Consider the following 15,454-nt stretch of genomic DNA (forward strand, 5'->3'; position numbering starts at 1 on the left):
CCGGTCAAGTGCCGTAAGAAGGCAAAAAAAAGACCCACTACCCCGAAATCTCAACCCTAATTTTTTTAAAATTTAGGTTGTTCCAGTAGGTTTCAAATCGACATTATATCCAAGCTGGTGCAACTGTTTCGTTAAACGTTCCACCATCTTGGAGGTCGACTCCTGAAATACGGTGGATTCAATTTCCTGGTAATTTACCCGGTCTCGAAGCATCGCATAGGCGATTCGCAAAATCAGATGGGCTGTGGCGACAGCTGCTTTTTGGTCACCTCGGCGCTTTCTTACCCTCCTGAAATAGTCGCCAATTCGGTTGCTGCTTCTAGCGTTTGCCCATGCCGCTTGGCATAAGATCCCTTTTGCATGTTTGTTCCCTTTACGGGCTTTAACTTTTTTTTTTACGCCTGCACTTTCGTTGTTCCCAGGGGCTACACCGACCCAAGAGGCCAGCTTGGCATCTGACGAGAAATGCTTAGCCGCATTAGGCGTAATTTCAGCCAGCAGCGTGATTGCCGCTGTGCGATCCATGCCGGGAATCGTATCTAGCAATTTCACCTCTTCTTCGTATGGTTGGATCAGCGCTTGAACTTTCTCTTCTAACCGCCCAATTTGATCCTCGAGAAACTTCAGGTGCTCCAGGTGGTACTTGATCATTTCGCGATGATGTTTCAGCAGTTTACCATTCAGTGCGTCCATGAGTGGTTTGACTTTCTTCTTCAACTGGGATTTGACGAGCTGGCGAACTTCCGCCTCCTCCAATACCTCGCCGTCGACAAGTCGGTCTAATAAAGCCCGGCCGGAGACGCCAAACAAATCGGACATAAAGGTGGTGAGCTTGATGTTGGCATCCTGCAAGATTTTGTGAACACGGTTCTTCTCGGAGGTCGTTTGCTGCACCAGTTTGCGACGATACCGCGTCAAGTCCCGAAGCTCACGGATTTCTTGTGGGGCGACCATGCTGGGTTGTACCAACCCGCAGCGGTGCAACTGGGCGATCCACTGTGCGTCTTGAACGTCGGTTTTACGTCCCGGCATCTTTTGAATCTGCCGCGCATTGGCGAGAGTCAATTCACAGGTGGACTCCAGGACGTTCCATATTGGCTTCCACAGCACACCGGTGCTCTCCATCGCTACCTCTCGGCACTCGCGCTCCTCGAGCCAATCCTGCAGCTCCAGCAATTCGCGGGTAGTGGTACCGAACGTGCGGATTTCGGACTTGGGTTTGTGTTCCAACGAACCCGACAACACACATGCAACTACGGTTTCCTGATGGACGTCCAGACCAGCACAAATTTGACGTACAGCATCCATACCAACACCCTCTTGTTTCAGATTAAACAGACCATGCAGTCCTAAAGGAGAGAGTTTATACGCGTCTTTAGGGACAATGGGCGGCTCTCGCAAACTGCAATAAGACGGATTACTCAACGGGGGACCAATAAATTTCCGTCTTTTGATCTGTTCATTATCTGTTTGTCCAGAATGTAAGAAGGATAAAAGGATGCGTACGACCACATTTTCATCTATGGCGGTGACGGTAACGTCATAGGGGATTACTCATTTCGGCCGGTCAATCGTGTGCCGCCGGTATCAGTTGGGTAAATTTTACTCATTTCGGCCGGTCAATCGTGTGCCGCCGGTATCAGTTGGGTAAATTTTACTCATTTCGGCCGGTCAATCGTGTGCCGCCGGTATCAGTTGGGTAAATTTTACTCATTTCGGCCGGTCAATCGTGTGCCGCCGGTATCAGTTGGGTAAATTTTACTCACCTCGGCCGGTCAAACGCGTGCGGCCGTACTCAGTTGGGTAAATTTTACTCATTTCGGCCGGTCAATCGTGTGCCGCCGGTATCAGTTGGGTAAATGTTACTCACCTCGGCCGGTCAAACGCACACAGCCAGGATCAGTGGGGTCAGGTTGAGTATCTCAACCCGCCATGCGCATGAGGGCGCCTTTTTCGAGGAAAATTTTTTTGACCGTAGATATAGCCGGGTCCGTCTCACGCGACATTCCGCACCAAATCCCCACCTTTCACGATCCCCGTGGAGTTTGTCTTTTTTCCAAGGATTCCTTCAGGCATATTTCTTAGCCTTTTCCTGTCGTTTGCATCGCCTTGCGGCAACCGCTATAATCAGGCCAAGCTTCAGGAAGGAAGGTGGCCGCGATGGGAAGCGATGGGCGGATACGTTCGTTTCCTCCGATCGTGAACGAGCGTTCGAGGATTTTGATATTGGGCAGCATGCCGGGCGTGGCTTCGCTCAAAGCATTCGAATATTACGGCAATCCCCGGAACTATTTGTGGCGGATTGTTTATGGTCTGTTCGGAGATCCGGTACCGGACGACGCTTACGAGGACAGGCTGAAATTCGCGCTCGAACACGGGATCGCGCTTTGGGATACGATTGCTTCGTGCGAGCGGAAGGGGAGTCTGGACAGCGAAATCAGGGAAGAGGAGCCGAACGACATTCCGGGCCTTCTCCGCCGCTTCCCGGGCATCCAGGCGCTCGTTTGCAACGGGACGCAGTCGTATTCCGTGCTGCGCCGTTTTTTCGGCTCGGCGCCGGAGGTGGCGGAGCGGACGGTGCTTCGCTTGCCGTCCACGAGCCCGATTCCGACCCGCGACTATCGCGGGCTGGAGGATCGGCTCGCGGCCTGGCGGCGGGAACTCGCTCCTCTGCTGCCGTCTCCGCAACGCTGAGCGCATTGCCCGAGCGGAGCCATCGGCAGGAGAGGGGCAGGCGGCCGGAAGGTCGGAGCGCCTGCCCCCGGCATTCGCCTCGGAGAGGCCGCGAGGTGCCCCCGAACCGCGTCGCGTTTGAGCGCATTGCCCGAGCGGAGCCATCGGGCAGGAGGGGGCAGGGGCCGGAAGGTCGGAGCGCCTGCCCCCGGGCAATGCCTCGGAGAGGCCGCGAGTGGGCAGGCCGCGCCTTGCTTGAGCTCTTGCCTTCGGCCATCGCCGCTGACAAGCCGTATCCACGGCCTGCCGCGTCGAACTTGGGAGACTTGCCCGGGCCAGGCCGCTGCCGATCAGGCTTCTTTGTCGGAGAAGCGGTCGCGAATTTCGATCAGCTCCGGCAGCACGCGGAAAAACGCGTCCACGACGTCGGGATCGAAATGCTTGCCCCGCTCGTCGCGAAACAGCTGCTCGATTTTTTCGATCGGCCAGGCCGCTTTGTAGACGCGTTCCGCGCTCAGCGCGTCGAAGACGTCCGCTACGGCCGTGATCCGTCCGAAAATGTGAATCTCTTCGCCCGCCAGCCCGTTCGGGTAGCCCTCTCCATTCCATTTTTCATGGTGCTGCTCCGCCACGATGGCGGCGGCATGAAGCAGCTCGCGGCGGGAACCCCGCAGCAGCTGGTGCCCGATCATCGTGTGGGACTTGATAATGTCGTATTCGGCGTCCGTCAGCTTTCCCGGCTTGTTCAAAATGGAGTCGGGAATGGCGACCTTGCCGATGTCATGCATCGGGGACACCGTCCGCAGGACGTCGGCGTCGTGTTCCGACAGGCCGAGCGAACGAGCGAGCGCATACGAAAATTCCGCCACGCGCTTTACGTGATTGCCGGTCTCCTTGGATCGGATTTCGCCGATTTCGCCCATCGTCGAAATAATTTCCCGCTGGGTGTCGATAATCTCCTGATGGAGCATGACGGACTCGAGCGATTTGCCCGCATAGGAAGCGGCAAGCGACAGAAGCTCGATATCCTTGGAAGTGAATATCGCGGCTTCGGTCAGCTTGTTGACCGCCTGATAGGCGCCGATGATGCGGCCATCGCTGTTCCGGAACGGAATGGTGATGACGGATTTGGTGACGTAACCGGTTATGCGATCGGTTTCGGCATGATGTCTCGGGTCCGCAGCCGCATCCTCGATGACGATCGGTTCCCCGGTTCGGATGGAATGTCCGACAAGGCCGCTCCCGTACGGAATGCGTATCGGCTTCGTGCCATGCGCGACGGTCGTGAACAGCTCTTCGTTGACCTCGTCGATCAGCCATACCGCGCAGCGGTCCGCCACGATCATTTCCCTGCCCATGTTGGCCATGAGGACCAACACTCGTTCCAGCTGATTTTCCCCGGTAATTTTGGCCATATAATCAAAAATTACGCTTAGGAGTTGTTCCGACGACAATTCCTGTTTCATCCAATCCCCCGCTTGTTCGATCCCTTGAATGGTTCATATTCGCGGAGAATCGTGTCGAATCCTGCCAGCGACAGGAATGGAGTATAAAAAAATATAGCGTTCCGCCAAAACTTGGCGGAACGCTATGGAAAGCAGGCCGATTACCAGCCGTTTCGCTGTCTCAAAGACGTGATATGCGCCGTATGATGCCGAATGTGCCAGGCCGCATAAGCAAACAATTCATACAGCTTCGTAGGTCCGTTCGCCGGGTGGATGAATTTGCGTTCGTAAACGGAGGCGTCTAGCGTTCGCAGCAGCGCCTCCAGGCGCACGGCCACCCCTTCGAAGACGAGCAGGGAGGAGTCGACGGGAAAACGCGCCGAATCGGGCAGCTTCGCCCATTCGTCCTCCTCGAACGCCGCGATCGTCGGTTCGTTCTCCGTCAATCCGAGCTTAAAGCGCGTATATTGCTGCATGAGCGCGTCCGCCATATGATGAACGACCTGCCGGGCCGTCCAGCCGCCCGGGCGGTACGGGGTATCGAGCTGTTCGTCGCTTAAATCCCGGACCGCGAGCCGCAGGTTTTCCGGGGCGGCCGGAAGTTCCCCGATCCAGCGGCGTATTTCCTCCATGTCCAAAGCGGAAGGCTTCTCGAAAGCTCCGACCGGATAACGCAGATTCTCTTCGTTTTCCATCGCTTCGTTTCCCCTCTCTCGCAGCCGATTATTTCGTCAGCTGTTCCATTTGATCGAGCAGATTTTCGAATACGCTCATCGCTTGGGCGATAGGCTCTTCGGTCGACATGTCGACGCCGGCTTTTTTGAGGATTTCGATCGAGTAGTCGCTTCCGCCGCTCCGGAGGAAGCCGAGATAACGCTCGACCGCGGGCTCTCCTTCGTCCAGGATCTGTTTGGCGAAGCTGGTCGCCGCCGAAAACCCGGTCGCGTATTTATACACGTAAAAGCTGGTGTAGAAATGCGGGATGCGAGCCCATTCCATTTCGATGTCCTTGTCGACGACGACGCCGTCCCCGTAATACGTTTTGTTCAATTCATAGTAGATGTCGCACAGCTCCTGCGGAGTGAGCGCTTCGCCGCTTTCCGCCTTCGCGTGGACGATTTTTTCGAATTCCGCGAACATCGTCTGCCGGAAGACGGTCGTCCGGAACTGGTCGGCGTAGTAGGTGAGCAAGTACATTTTTTCCTTCGGGTCAGTCGTTTTCTCCAGCAGATGGTTCATAAGCAGCGCCTCGTTCAGCGTGGAGGCGACTTCCGCGAGGAAAATCGTATACTGCGCGCTCCGGTAGTCGTTGCTTTCGTCCGAATAATAGGAATGCATCGCATGGCCCATCTCGTGGGCGAGCGTAAACATGCTGTTCAGGTTGTCCTTATGGTTGAGCAGCACGTACGGGTGCGTGCCGAACGCCCCCCAGCTGTAGGCGCCGCTGCGTTTTCCTTCGTTTTCGTAAACGTCGATCCAGCCGCCGTCGAAGCCTTCCTGCAGCACTTTGCGGTAGTTTTCGCCAAGCGGGGCGAGGCTTTCGTACACGGTTTTCTTCGCTTGCTTGTAGGAGATGTCCATATCGAATTCTTCCACGAGCGGGGCGAACAGATCGTACATATGCAGCTCGTCGACCTTCAGCAGCTTTTTGCGAAGTTCCATGTAGCGATGCATGAGCGGCAAATGCCGATGGATGGTGGCGATCAGGTTGTCGTATACGCTTTGCGGGATATTGTCGCCGAACAAAGACATTTCCAGCGCGCTCGGGTACTTGCGAGTTTTGGCGTAGAAAAGATTTTTCGTCACGTTCGCGTTCAGCGTCGCAGCGAGCGTATTCCGCCATTTGCCGTACGTGTCGTACATCGCCTTGAACGCTTCGCGGCGCACGTCGCGGTTGCGGCTTTCCAAAAACTGAATATAGCGGCCGTGGGTCAGATCGACTTCCTCGCCTTGCTCGTTTTTCACCTTCGGGAATTTCAGGTCGGCATTGTTCATCATTCCGAAAATGGTGCTGGGCGCCTGGGAAATGTTGCCGACCTGCGCGAGCAGCGCTTCTTCGCTTTTGGACAGGATGTGGGGCTTTTGCCGCAGCATCTCCCGGAGCTCGCGTTTATATGTAGAATTGAGTGCGGGCGAATCGATCATTTGCTTCAGCTTTTCCTCGGACAAGGCCAAAATTTCGGGCGTGATGAACGAAAGCGACTCGTTCGCTTCGACGCTCAATTTTTTCGCTTTTTCCGAGAGCGCCTGGTAGCGGCCTTCGGCCATATCCTCGTGATGCCGCATGCTGGCGTAGACGTAAAGGCGCTCGACGCCCAGCGACAGCTCATCCTCCAGGGCGAAAACGGACGCGACCGTCGCGGCGTCGTTCAGCTTGCCTTGGTAAGCGGCGATGTCCCCGATCTGTTTCTTCACTTTGGCGTATTCGGCATCCCAAGCCTCCTGGCTTGCGAACAGGTCTTCCAGACGCCAGTGAAATTCGGCGTTCGTTTCGTTGCGTTTCGGCAATTGGCTCATGTCGGTTGACAACCTCCTCATCATAATCGCTTGGCGGAGCGTCGATTCCGCGGGCGCCGCGGCGGCTACCGCGGAATCGGGGCGGCCGGAGAGCGCGGCGAACGGCTTCGCGGCCTGGTCGACGGCAAAAGACAACGCCGCCAGCAAGGCGGCGGACAACGGGACATACGATTTCATAACGGACCTCCGTGCGAGCGGATAGGCGATTCCGTTTGGTAGTATGTCCCAACTGGTCCCGAATATAAGTCAGGTTCCCAAGGCGAAAAAGCTGTACACGATGAGCCCGAACGCGAACAGGATCATCAGCGCCGCGAAAATCGCGAGCGGTTTTTTGAGCTTTTGGGGAATGTATTCCCTTTGCCAGATCAGCACGGCTCCGAGACAGAAGACGACGATGGCGAAAATAAGCGTCGGATTATCGTTCAAAGAAATTGGCAGCCTCCCGTTAGCGAATGTCAGACGGAGCGGAGCTTTTCGAGCGTCTCCTGACGCTGCGGCTCGCCGCCCGGAAAGTCCTCGGCGGCAAAATGCCGCTCCGCCCAATTCATCAGCTCCGGCCGGCTAACGAAGCGATGGCATTCCTCGCCCCATTGATCGGAGATTTGACGGACGACGATCGTCTTGCCTTGCACCTCGACGGTCAACATATTATAGTTGTCATGCTTGTAAATCACGTGTTTGGCGAACATGATCGGTTCTCCTGTCCGGCTTCGCCCGCTCCGAAACCGGGACGCGCGAGGCCTTATTGCATGAATTCGGTTTATTTGATCATAGAAGAGATGGGCGAAGAAATCAACGTTTCGCCGGAAAGATTCGGCTGCTCCGTATGTCTCCTCGAAGAGGGCGGAAGATGCCGGACCGGCAATGCCGAATTCCCATCGCGACGGGCGGCTCGCCGAGCTTGAAAACGTTGCCGGGGCGCGGCCGCAGCCGGGCCGCTTACAAAAATCATCAATCTTTTCACATATTGCGTCTTGACAATGAATAGGTTATAATGATTTCATTCGCCGAGCTACGGCGAGATTTTTAGGAGGTTTTTCATTTGAGAGGAACAGTTAAGTGGTTTAACGCAGAGAAAGGTTACGGCTTCATCTCGGTTGAAGACGGCAACGACGTATTCGTGCACTTCTCTGCTATCCAAGGCGAAGGCTTCAAAACCTTGGAAGAAGGTCAAGCGGTTGAATTCGAAATTACGCAAGGCAACCGTGGACCGCAAGCATCCAACGTGGTGAAACTGTAAGTCTCGCTCGCGCGAAGGCTTATCTTCATATCACGAAAGAGCGCTAACGAACAAACCCCCGGAATTCCGGGGGTTTTTCCTTTGGCCGTTCGGGGGCGCCGGCGTCAGACGGGCCGGCCCGCCGCAACGGCCTTGTGGACCTGGCAAATCGTGCCGCCGCCGAGACAGACGTCGCCGTCGTACAGTACGACCGCTTGGCCGGGCGTTACGGCCTTTTGCGGGACGTCGAATTCGACGCGCCACAGCCCGCCTTCAAGCGGTTTGACGGTGACGCCTTGGTCCGCCTGGCGGTAACGGAATTTGGCCGTGCACTTCACTTCCGCGGCCGGCGGCTCCGGGGAAATCCAGTTGACGTTTTCCGCGGTCAGCGCGGTCGAGTACAGGCTCGGATGGGCGTCCCCCTGGACGACGTACAAAATGTTGCGTTCCAGGTCTTTGTCCGCGACGAACCAGGGTTCGCCGCTGCCGGAGCCCCCGATGCCGAGCCCTTGCCGTTGGCCGAGCGTATAGTACATCAGCCCGTCGTGGCGGCCTTTGACCGCTCCGGTCGCCAGATCGACCATGTCGCCGGGCTGCGCGGGAAGGTACTGGCTCAAAAATTCCTTGAAGTTGCGCTCCCCGATAAAGCAAACGCCGGTGCTGTCTTTTTTCTTGGCGGTATACAGCCCGGCTTCTTCGGCGATTTTGCGCACTTCCGGCTTGGGCAGGTGCCCGATCGGAAACATCGCCCGGGACAGCTGGGACTGGTTCAGCGCATGCAGAAAGTAGGTCTGATCCTTGTTGCTATCCACGCCCCGCAGCAGCCGGTATTCGCCGTCCGCTCGCTCGACGCGCGCGTAATGGCCCGTGGCGATGACGTCGGCGCCGAGGTCGAGAGCCTTTTGCAGAAATTCGCCGAACTTGATTTCGCGGTTGCACATGACGTCGGGATTCGGCGTCCGGCCGCGGCGGTATTCGTCCAGAAAGTAGGAGAACACCTTGTCCTGGTACTCGGCTTCGAAATTGACCGTATAATAGGGGATTCCGATCTGATCGCAGACGCGGCGAACGTCTTCGGCGTCCAGTTCAGCGGTGCACACGCCGTTTTCGTCGGTATCGTCCCAATTTTTCATAAAAACGCCGATGACGTCGTAGCCTTGCCGTTTAAGCAAAAGCGCGGTGACGGAAGAATCGACTCCCCCGGACATCCCGACGACGACGCGCACGGATGCGGGATCGGCGGATTGCAGATCGATCATCAGTATCACTCCTTGGGTTACGGGTCCGAAGACGAACCGGCTTTCCGGTTCGCTGCGGATTGTCCTCATTTTAACACAACCTTGCCCGGTGCACACGCCCGCTCCGTCCGCATTCGGCGGAGAGCGAATAGTTTGCGTTTTTTTTGTCCAAAAAGGTGATGTTATGATAACATAGATGTGATATGGGGATACTGCCCTATTTTCCGGTACATTTTCCTGAATTAACAAATAGAAACCATGCCATGCATGAAAACGAGGTGCGATTTTGAAAATTTCGACTAAAGGCCGTTACGGTTTGACGATTATGATGGAGCTCGCGGCAAAATTCGGCGAAGGACCGATTTCGCTCAAAAGCATCGCCGAGAAAAACGGGCTCTCCGAACACTATCTGGAGCAATTGATCGCTCCGCTGCGCAACGCGGGACTCGTGAAAAGCATCCGCGGCGCTTACGGCGGCTACGTCCTGTCCAAGGAACCGGAACAGCTGACGGCGGGCGACGTCATCCGCATTCTGGAAGGGCCGATCAGTCCGGTCGACTTTACGGAAGAGGACGATCCGGCGAAGCGCGATCTTTGGCTGCGGATCCGCGACAGCATCGCGGAAGTGCTCGATTCCACGACGCTGTCCGACCTGATCAACTTTAAAGGCGAAGCCCAGGACAGCTATATGTTCTACATTTAAGGCGGCGAGCATGACGACGATTTATTTTGACCACGCGGCGACCTCCCCGATGCTCCCCGAGGCGATTCGGGCGTACGCGGACGCGGCGGCGGCCGGACCCGCCAACCCGTCCAGCCTTCACCGCTTCGGAAGGGAAGCGCGGTCCCGCGTGACCGCAGCAAGGGACGAGCTGGCCCGCATTTTGGGCTGCCGGCCCGAGGAAATCGCGTTTACGGGCGGAGGCACGGAAAGCGACAACGCCGCTTTGTACGGGGCCGCTCGGTCCCAGCGCGGGCGCGACGCCGCGCGCCGGGGAATCGTGACGACGGCAATCGAGCATCATGCCGTGCTGAACGCTTGCCGCAGGCTGGAAGAGGAAGGGTTCGAGCTTACGCTGCTGCCCGTCGACGACCTCGGCCGGGTTTCGGTCGAAGACGCGGAAGCGGCCATCGGGCCGCATACGGCCGTCGTCAGCATCATGGCGGCCAACAACGAGACCGGCACGAAGCAGCCGATCGAGGAAATCGGCCGCATCGCCCGCCGCCACGGCGCCGTTATGCATACGGACGCCGTTCAGGCATTCGGCTACGAAGCGTTCGATCTGTCGAACCTTCCGGTCGATCTGCTGACGGTAACCGCGCACAAAATCGGCGGCCCGCAAGGCGTGGGCGCCTTATATATTCGCAACGGCACGCCGTTTCAGCCGACGCAGGTGGGCGGTTCCCAGGAGCGTTCCCGCCGGGCCGGCACGGAGAACGTCGCGGGCATCGCGGCGTTCGCCGCGGCTGCGAAGATCGCGCACGAAAGCCGCGAGGAGCGGCGCTCCCTCGCGGAAACGATTCGCCGCAAGCTGATCGAGTCGCTAGAGCGCGAGCTCGGCGCCGACCGTTTCGTCGTGAACGGAGATCCCGATCCGGCGGGAAGATTGCCGAGCATCGCGAACATCGGCTTTTCCGGCATCGCGAACGAAACGATGCTGATGAATCTCGATTTGGCGGGAGTCGCCGCTTCCGGAGGCTCGGCCTGCACGTCGGGCTCTTTGCAGCCATCGCATGTGCTGCTCGCGATGGGACTTTCGGATCATTTTTGCAAATCCGCCGTCCGTTTTAGCTTCGGAATGGGCAATACTATAGAAGAAGCGGAAAAAACCGCAAAAATAATTGCAACCATTGCGGCGCGTTTGCGTAAAAGATAACAAGCGCCTCGCGAAAAAGAGGTGCCAGACCTTGCGAAACGTGCAGCATCTTATCGGGTTGCCGGTTGTTCTGACGAACGGCAAGCGGGTCGGAAGAGTCCAGGATATCGGATTCGACGAGTTTTGGAAGCTCTCTTTCATCGTTTTGGATACGCGCATCTGGTTTCGCAAAGCCGTGTACACGGTGGATTGGAAGGACGTCGCCGTTTGCGGCGACGACGCGCTCGTGATTTCCGATCGCAGCGCGCTGCGCCCCATTCCGCGGAATCAGCTGCTACGTTCGTTTCAAACGGGCACGGTCAGGTTGAAGGAGCTTCCGGTTTGCACCGTAGATGGACAAGAACTAGGCCGGGTGGCGGACGTTTACTTTCGCTCTCCGGAGGGTACACAAATAATAGGCTATGAATTAACGGACGGTTTTCTCGCGGATGTGTTCGAGGGACGGCGTCGGCTGCTGCTGCCGGATGGGCCCGAGGGCGTAACCTTGGGCGAGAATGCCATCCTCGTGCCCGCCTCCTGCGAGCGGGTGCTGAGAGAACCTTACGCGGAAAGTGACAGGTGATAACGATGATGAGATGCCCAAACTGCAATTCCAAAGATATCGGGAAAATCGGTTCCCATCAATTTTATTGCTGGAGCTGCTTTATCGAATTGACGGTCAACGGCGATAAAATGTCGGTCTACCAAGTGGAAGAGGACGGAACGCTCAGCTCGCTCGACGATCTTTTCTTCGAAGAGCCGATTCCTCCGCACGTTCACGCGAACGGGATGTAATTATTACGGCATAAAGCGGGAGCATGAAGTCCGGAACGCGATATATCGGGCTTCTGTTTTCCCCTGCGCAAACCCCGGTACTCCATCATGATGGAGGCCGGGTTTTTTGCGTGCCTCCGTCCATTCCGCCGGTTTAAGGGAGCGGACAAGTACATATACTGGAAGGAGACGACGGCGGAAGCAGCCATACGGATCGGGGGTGCCGGAATGAACCGGTTTGCGCAAAGCCGCCTTTTTACGGTGCTGATCTTCGTTATTCTCATATTGATCGCCTTGTTTCTCGTCAGTCTCGTCCGCCCGATGCTGCTGTCGGTATACGGCTTTCTTAAAGCCGTGCTCGCTCCGTTCCTGATCGCCATGATTATCGCGTACGTGCTGAACCCGGTCGTCGGGCTGCTGCATGAGCGAAAGGTTCCGAGAACGGCCGCCGTATTGCTGATATATGCGGTTTTTATCGGTTCCAGCGCGGTCATCTTCGTCAACGTGACGCCGATGTTCATCGGGCAAGTGCAGGAGCTGAACGAGCACGTGCCGGAAATGACGATGCGCGCCCAAAATCTGCTGAACCATTTCAACAACAACGACATCCTGCCGGAAAGCGTCCGCAACGGCATCAATCGGGCGATCGCGGGGTTGGAGAAGCAGATATCCGAGCGGGTGACGGAGTTTTTGAACAACATCGGCGCGGTGCTGAACGTGTTTTTTCTGGCGATGATCGTCCCGTTTCTCGCGTTTTACATATTGAAGGACATGGACGTGCTGGAGCGGGCCGTCCTGAAATACGTGCCCCGGGCGAAGCGCAAGCCGATGGTGCGCATGCTCAAAGATATCGACCAGGCGCTCGGAAGCTATATTCGCGGACAGCTGCTCGTATCGGTTTGCATCGGCTTGACAGCCTACATCGGATATTTGCTGATCGGCATGCCGTACCCGCTGCTTCTGGCGGCGTTCGTCGCGCTGTTCGATATTATCCCGTATCTCGGGCCGTTTCTGGGGGCGCTGCCCGCTCTCGTCATGGCTTCGACGATTTCGTGGAAAATGGTGCTGCTCGTCATCGTCGTCAATTCGCTCTGCCAAACGCTCGAAAGCAACGTCATCAGCCCGCAGGTCGTCGGCCGGTCGATGCATATTCATCCGCTGACGATTATTTTGGTGCTGCTGGTCGGAGGGGAGCTCGCCGGCGTTGCGGGCATGATATTGGCCGTTCCGTTCTACGCCGCCGCCAAAGTGGTGGCCCAGCATCTGTTCGGTTACTACATTCGCAGAAAAACCGTTTGACATCGCGAAATTTTGTTGACTATAATCAATTGTGATTGTTTGAAACGCCTATAGTCAACGCGTTGACGAAACAAGAGTACTTTGCAGACCGCAAGACCAGAGAGAAGATTCCCGGGCGCGCGTCGTCCTCGGGCTGAAAGAATCTTCATTGCGAAGGGCGAAGGAAGCCGGTTTCGGAGCGCGGGGCCAATCCCCGCCGGTTCGAGGGCCGTTATCCCCTCTCGAGGAGATCGCGACGTCGCTTGGGCGGCAGCGCGATAACCAGGGTGGTACCGCGAAGCTTTTCGTCCCTGAATTGTTCAGGGACGTTTTTCATTTAAAACTGAAGGATGGTGAAAAAAGTGCTTTCGTCATTCTCTGCGAAAAAATTCAGGAATCTGAATATCGAGCACTTAAAGCTCAACAAATTGAATGTGTTCGTAGGACCGAACAATTCCGGAAAAAGCAATTTGATCGATGCGATAAGTTTTATCTCTGAGATTGTGAAATTCGAGAAGGATCAAGCTTATCCTACGGCTTTCTGGAGCGAATTAAATAAACGCGCATGGGGAAGCTTGCTGGACAGGCAATCCGAAAAGCCCGCTACGATCGAACTGAACTGGATTTTACAGGATGGACAAAATCGTCCGCTGCAATACGATTTTTGCTTTCGGATACCCGAATCGGGTACGGAAGCGTCCGATTACAGGATCACGAAGGAACGGCTTGCGGACGTCGAACCGAGGAAAGGTCATGACCAACCGTACGAGTATTTTTCCTGTCACAGTCATCAGCAAGGGAAGGGCTATTTTTCGGCTCGCTCGCGAACGGAAGGAAAGCAATCGGCGGCCAAGCGGCCGGGGATTGCCGTTTCCCCGTTTGATTCTGTTATGAATCAACTGGAGCAGTTGCTTAATCATGAAAAGTTTCGCACGGAATATTATCCGAACTTTAAAAAGTCACTTGAGCGGGTAAAGCAGTTTTTCGAAGATTTCCGCGCGTATTCGAGCACGAAATTCGACTTGCTGCAAATCCGAGGAGGGGAGCTTCAGCCTTCTTTTTTAACGCATTTGAAACAGGATGGTTCGAATTTAGCGTCTCTTCTGGAATTGCTTGAAAAAAAATATCCCGGCTTCCTGTCGGAATATGCCGGTTATTTGCGGGAGCTCATTCCAGACTTGCAAAACATCATGGTCGATGTAAGCGGAGGGCTTTATCGCAAAACGATCCGCTTGCAGATATCTAACCATTTATTTGCGTTAAACGAAGTGTCGGATGGAACCATTAAGGCAATGCTTCTCGCCGTGTTGCTCTGGACTCCGCAAAAGTTTACTTTGCTTAGCCTTGACGAGCCCGAGCTTAATATCCATCCGGCTTGGCTTAAAGTGATATCGAACTGGATTACACGTTCTGGTTCTTCCGAACAAGTGATGATCAGCACCCATTCCCCCGATTTTTTGGATGGGCTGACTCCGTTATTTCGTTCCGGTGAACTGAACGTTTACCGTTTCAGCTTAAACAAGCCAATGCCAATGATCGAGCAAATCGAGCTCTCCGAATTTGAACCCTATTTTCAGGAGGGCTGGGAACTCGGCGACATATATCGAACCGGAAAACTGGGCGGATGGCCATGGCTCTGACAATCCATTGCTTTTTTTCTGACGGCTATAGCGAAAGAGGCGGAATGTATCCATTTTTAAAAAAATGGAACGACCGTATCGACTGGATCCAGGTGTTTCCTTCCCATGTGAAAGAAAAGCCGGGTCCAAAACCCGGAACGATCGAAAAGCCCAAGCCGACCGGATCTACTGGCAAAGATTTCATTTCCAGGGTCAAAAAATATTTGGTGCTGCCGTCCACACTCAAAGCTATACGGGATGGCGACTATATTTTACTTGTTGACGATGCGGATTGCCGCTTTTCGGCCTATTCGGAAGTGTTGGACAAGCAAGCATCTCTTGAATCCGAATTTAAGGCACTAACCAGAAAAGACATTCGCCTACGCCTCCTGCTTGCATCTCCGGAGCTGGAAGCCTGGTTTTATGCCGATTGGAAGAACAGCATCTCCCTTCTGGTCAGACAACAATATCGGGAGCGTTTTGGCTGGGAGGATTCCCGATGGGTGCGCGTTCTCGCTATGGTTCAGCGGCGCTTTCGAAAAATTTTAAAGGAACACGGTTATTCCACCGACACGCCCGAGTGGTCTGCCATGCCATATAATACGGTTACCGGCACATGCACGTACAAGTTCAGCTCGTTTATTGGAATGGCGCTGGATCAAACTTCGATTTTAATCCATAATCGTAAAATCGTATTGGAGCCACCGAGATTGGAATATAAAAAAGATCGGGATGGCAGCGTTCTGCTTAAGAATATAGATCCAGCCAGAGTAAGTCAAAAGTGTAAAGTTTTCTTTGCTCCGGTATATGAGGAATTATCCCAATTAAAATAAAA

The 15,454-nt window shown here is 55.3% G+C and carries 16 protein-coding genes; 9 read left to right on the forward strand and 7 right to left on the reverse strand.

The window, feature by feature from the left end; translation table 11 throughout:
* Nucleotides 1–72: 72 nt before the first annotated feature.
* Nucleotides 73–1,308, reverse strand: coding sequence for an IS110 family RNA-guided transposase (locus JW799_RS18530; protein WP_205431101.1), 1,236 nt, complete (start codon nt 1,306–1,308; stop codon nt 73–75).
* Between the two features lie 852 nt (nt 1,309–2,160).
* Between JW799_RS18530 and JW799_RS18535 the strand changes: the two genes are divergently transcribed.
* Nucleotides 2,161–2,694, forward strand: coding sequence for a DNA-deoxyinosine glycosylase (locus JW799_RS18535; protein WP_080840643.1), 534 nt, complete (start codon nt 2,161–2,163; stop codon nt 2,692–2,694).
* Nucleotides 2,695–3,023: 329 nt separating this feature from the next.
* Here JW799_RS18535 and JW799_RS18540 read toward each other — a convergent pair whose 3' ends face one another.
* The 5 genes from JW799_RS18540 to JW799_RS18560 all read right to left on the reverse strand — a co-directional run bounded on the left by JW799_RS18540 (nt 3,024) and on the right by JW799_RS18560 (nt 7,324).
* The gene (locus JW799_RS18540) at nt 3,024–4,139 is read right to left on the reverse strand and encodes an HD domain-containing phosphohydrolase (RefSeq protein ID WP_205431103.1); all 1,116 of its coding nucleotides are present in this window, start codon (nt 4,137–4,139) and stop codon (nt 3,024–3,026) included.
* A 140-nt stretch (nt 4,140–4,279) separates the two neighbouring features.
* Nucleotides 4,280–4,813 carry a YfiT family bacillithiol transferase gene (locus JW799_RS18545; RefSeq protein ID WP_080840641.1) on the reverse strand — a complete coding sequence of 178 codons (534 nt, stop codon included), beginning with the start codon at nt 4,811–4,813 and terminating at the stop codon, nt 4,280–4,282.
* A 28-nt stretch (nt 4,814–4,841) separates the two neighbouring features.
* On the reverse strand, nt 4,842–6,635 hold the full coding sequence (gene pepF, locus JW799_RS18550) for an oligoendopeptidase F (RefSeq protein WP_205433044.1): 1,794 nt from the start codon (nt 6,633–6,635) through the stop codon (nt 4,842–4,844).
* Between the two features lie 246 nt (nt 6,636–6,881).
* A complete protein-coding gene (locus tag JW799_RS18555; protein ID WP_205431105.1) occupies nt 6,882–7,061 on the reverse strand; it encodes a hypothetical protein in 180 nt (59 codons plus the stop codon).
* 29 nt (nt 7,062–7,090) lie between these two features.
* Nucleotides 7,091–7,324 (reverse strand): hypothetical protein, encoded by a 234-nt coding sequence (locus JW799_RS18560; RefSeq protein ID WP_080840639.1) that lies wholly within the window; start codon nt 7,322–7,324, stop codon nt 7,091–7,093.
* Nucleotides 7,325–7,677: 353 nt separating this feature from the next.
* Between JW799_RS18560 and JW799_RS18565 the strand changes: the two genes are divergently transcribed.
* A complete protein-coding gene (locus JW799_RS18565) occupies nt 7,678–7,875 on the forward strand; it encodes a cold shock domain-containing protein (protein ID WP_080840638.1) in 198 nt (65 codons plus the stop codon).
* A gap of 104 nt (nt 7,876–7,979) precedes the next feature.
* Here the strand turns inward: JW799_RS18565 and mnmA are convergent, their stop codons facing one another.
* Nucleotides 7,980–9,113 (reverse strand): tRNA 2-thiouridine(34) synthase MnmA, encoded by a 1,134-nt coding sequence (mnmA, locus tag JW799_RS18570; protein ID WP_080840637.1) that lies wholly within the window; start codon nt 9,111–9,113, stop codon nt 7,980–7,982.
* Between the two features lie 265 nt (nt 9,114–9,378).
* Here mnmA and cymR point away from each other — a divergent pair, with 265 nt between their 5' ends.
* From cymR to JW799_RS18605, 7 genes are all read left to right on the forward strand, one after another.
* Complete coding sequence (gene cymR / locus JW799_RS18575; RefSeq protein ID WP_080840636.1) at nt 9,379–9,795, forward strand: cysteine metabolism transcriptional regulator CymR; 417 nt, start codon at nt 9,379–9,381, stop codon at nt 9,793–9,795.
* A 10-nt stretch (nt 9,796–9,805) separates the two neighbouring features.
* Nucleotides 9,806–10,969: a cysteine desulfurase family protein gene (locus JW799_RS18580; RefSeq protein ID WP_080840635.1), complete on the forward strand. Its 1,164-nt coding sequence runs from the start codon at nt 9,806–9,808 to the stop codon at nt 10,967–10,969.
* Between the two features lie 40 nt (nt 10,970–11,009).
* On the forward strand, nt 11,010–11,531 hold the full coding sequence (locus tag JW799_RS18585; protein WP_245809873.1) for a PRC-barrel domain-containing protein: 522 nt from the start codon (nt 11,010–11,012) through the stop codon (nt 11,529–11,531).
* A gap of 5 nt (nt 11,532–11,536) precedes the next feature.
* The gene (locus tag JW799_RS18590; RefSeq protein WP_080841064.1) at nt 11,537–11,743 is read left to right on the forward strand and encodes a hypothetical protein; all 207 of its coding nucleotides are present in this window, start codon (nt 11,537–11,539) and stop codon (nt 11,741–11,743) included.
* A gap of 207 nt (nt 11,744–11,950) precedes the next feature.
* Nucleotides 11,951–13,021, forward strand: a complete 1,071-nt coding sequence (locus tag JW799_RS18595) for an AI-2E family transporter (RefSeq protein ID WP_080840633.1) — start codon at nt 11,951–11,953, stop codon at nt 13,019–13,021.
* A 341-nt stretch (nt 13,022–13,362) separates the two neighbouring features.
* The gene (locus JW799_RS18600) at nt 13,363–14,640 is read left to right on the forward strand and encodes an AAA family ATPase (RefSeq protein WP_176220919.1); all 1,278 of its coding nucleotides are present in this window, start codon (nt 13,363–13,365) and stop codon (nt 14,638–14,640) included.
* On the forward strand, nt 14,631–15,452 hold the full coding sequence (locus tag JW799_RS18605) for a hypothetical protein (RefSeq protein WP_139787334.1): 822 nt from the start codon (nt 14,631–14,633) through the stop codon (nt 15,450–15,452). The genes JW799_RS18600 and JW799_RS18605 overlap by 10 nt, the downstream gene beginning before the upstream one ends.
* The last annotated feature ends 2 nt before the right edge of the window (nt 15,453–15,454 follow it).

This window comes from Cohnella algarum (assembly GCF_016937515.1).
GTDB classification, from domain to species: Bacteria; Bacillota; Bacilli; order Paenibacillales; family Paenibacillaceae; genus Cohnella; species Cohnella algarum.

What these genes read in the sequence shown, in the direction of transcription:
- JW799_RS18605 (WP_139787334.1), top strand. Translation starts at nt 14,631, where the DNA reads ATGGCTCTGACAATCCATTGCTTTTTTTCTGACGGCTATAGCGAAAGA.
- JW799_RS18535 (WP_080840643.1), top strand. Translation starts at nt 2,161, where the DNA reads ATGGGAAGCGATGGGCGGATACGTTCGTTTCCTCCGATCGTGAACGAG.
- mnmA (WP_080840637.1), bottom strand. Translation starts at nt 9,113, where the DNA reads ATGATCGATCTGCAATCCGCCGATCCCGCATCCGTGCGCGTCGTCGTC.
- pepF (WP_205433044.1), bottom strand. Translation starts at nt 6,635, where the DNA reads ATGAGCCAATTGCCGAAACGCAACGAAACGAACGCCGAATTTCACTGG.
- JW799_RS18530 (WP_205431101.1), bottom strand. Translation starts at nt 1,308, where the DNA reads ATGGATGCTGTACGTCAAATTTGTGCTGGTCTGGACGTCCATCAGGAA.
- JW799_RS18560 (WP_080840639.1), bottom strand. Translation starts at nt 7,324, where the DNA reads ATGTTCGCCAAACACGTGATTTACAAGCATGACAACTATAATATGTTG.
- JW799_RS18540 (WP_205431103.1), bottom strand. Translation starts at nt 4,139, where the DNA reads ATGAAACAGGAATTGTCGTCGGAACAACTCCTAAGCGTAATTTTTGAT.
- JW799_RS18595 (WP_080840633.1), top strand. Translation starts at nt 11,951, where the DNA reads ATGAACCGGTTTGCGCAAAGCCGCCTTTTTACGGTGCTGATCTTCGTT.
- JW799_RS18580 (WP_080840635.1), top strand. Translation starts at nt 9,806, where the DNA reads ATGACGACGATTTATTTTGACCACGCGGCGACCTCCCCGATGCTCCCC.
- JW799_RS18545 (WP_080840641.1), bottom strand. Translation starts at nt 4,813, where the DNA reads ATGGAAAACGAAGAGAATCTGCGTTATCCGGTCGGAGCTTTCGAGAAG.
- JW799_RS18590 (WP_080841064.1), top strand. Translation starts at nt 11,537, where the DNA reads ATGATGAGATGCCCAAACTGCAATTCCAAAGATATCGGGAAAATCGGT.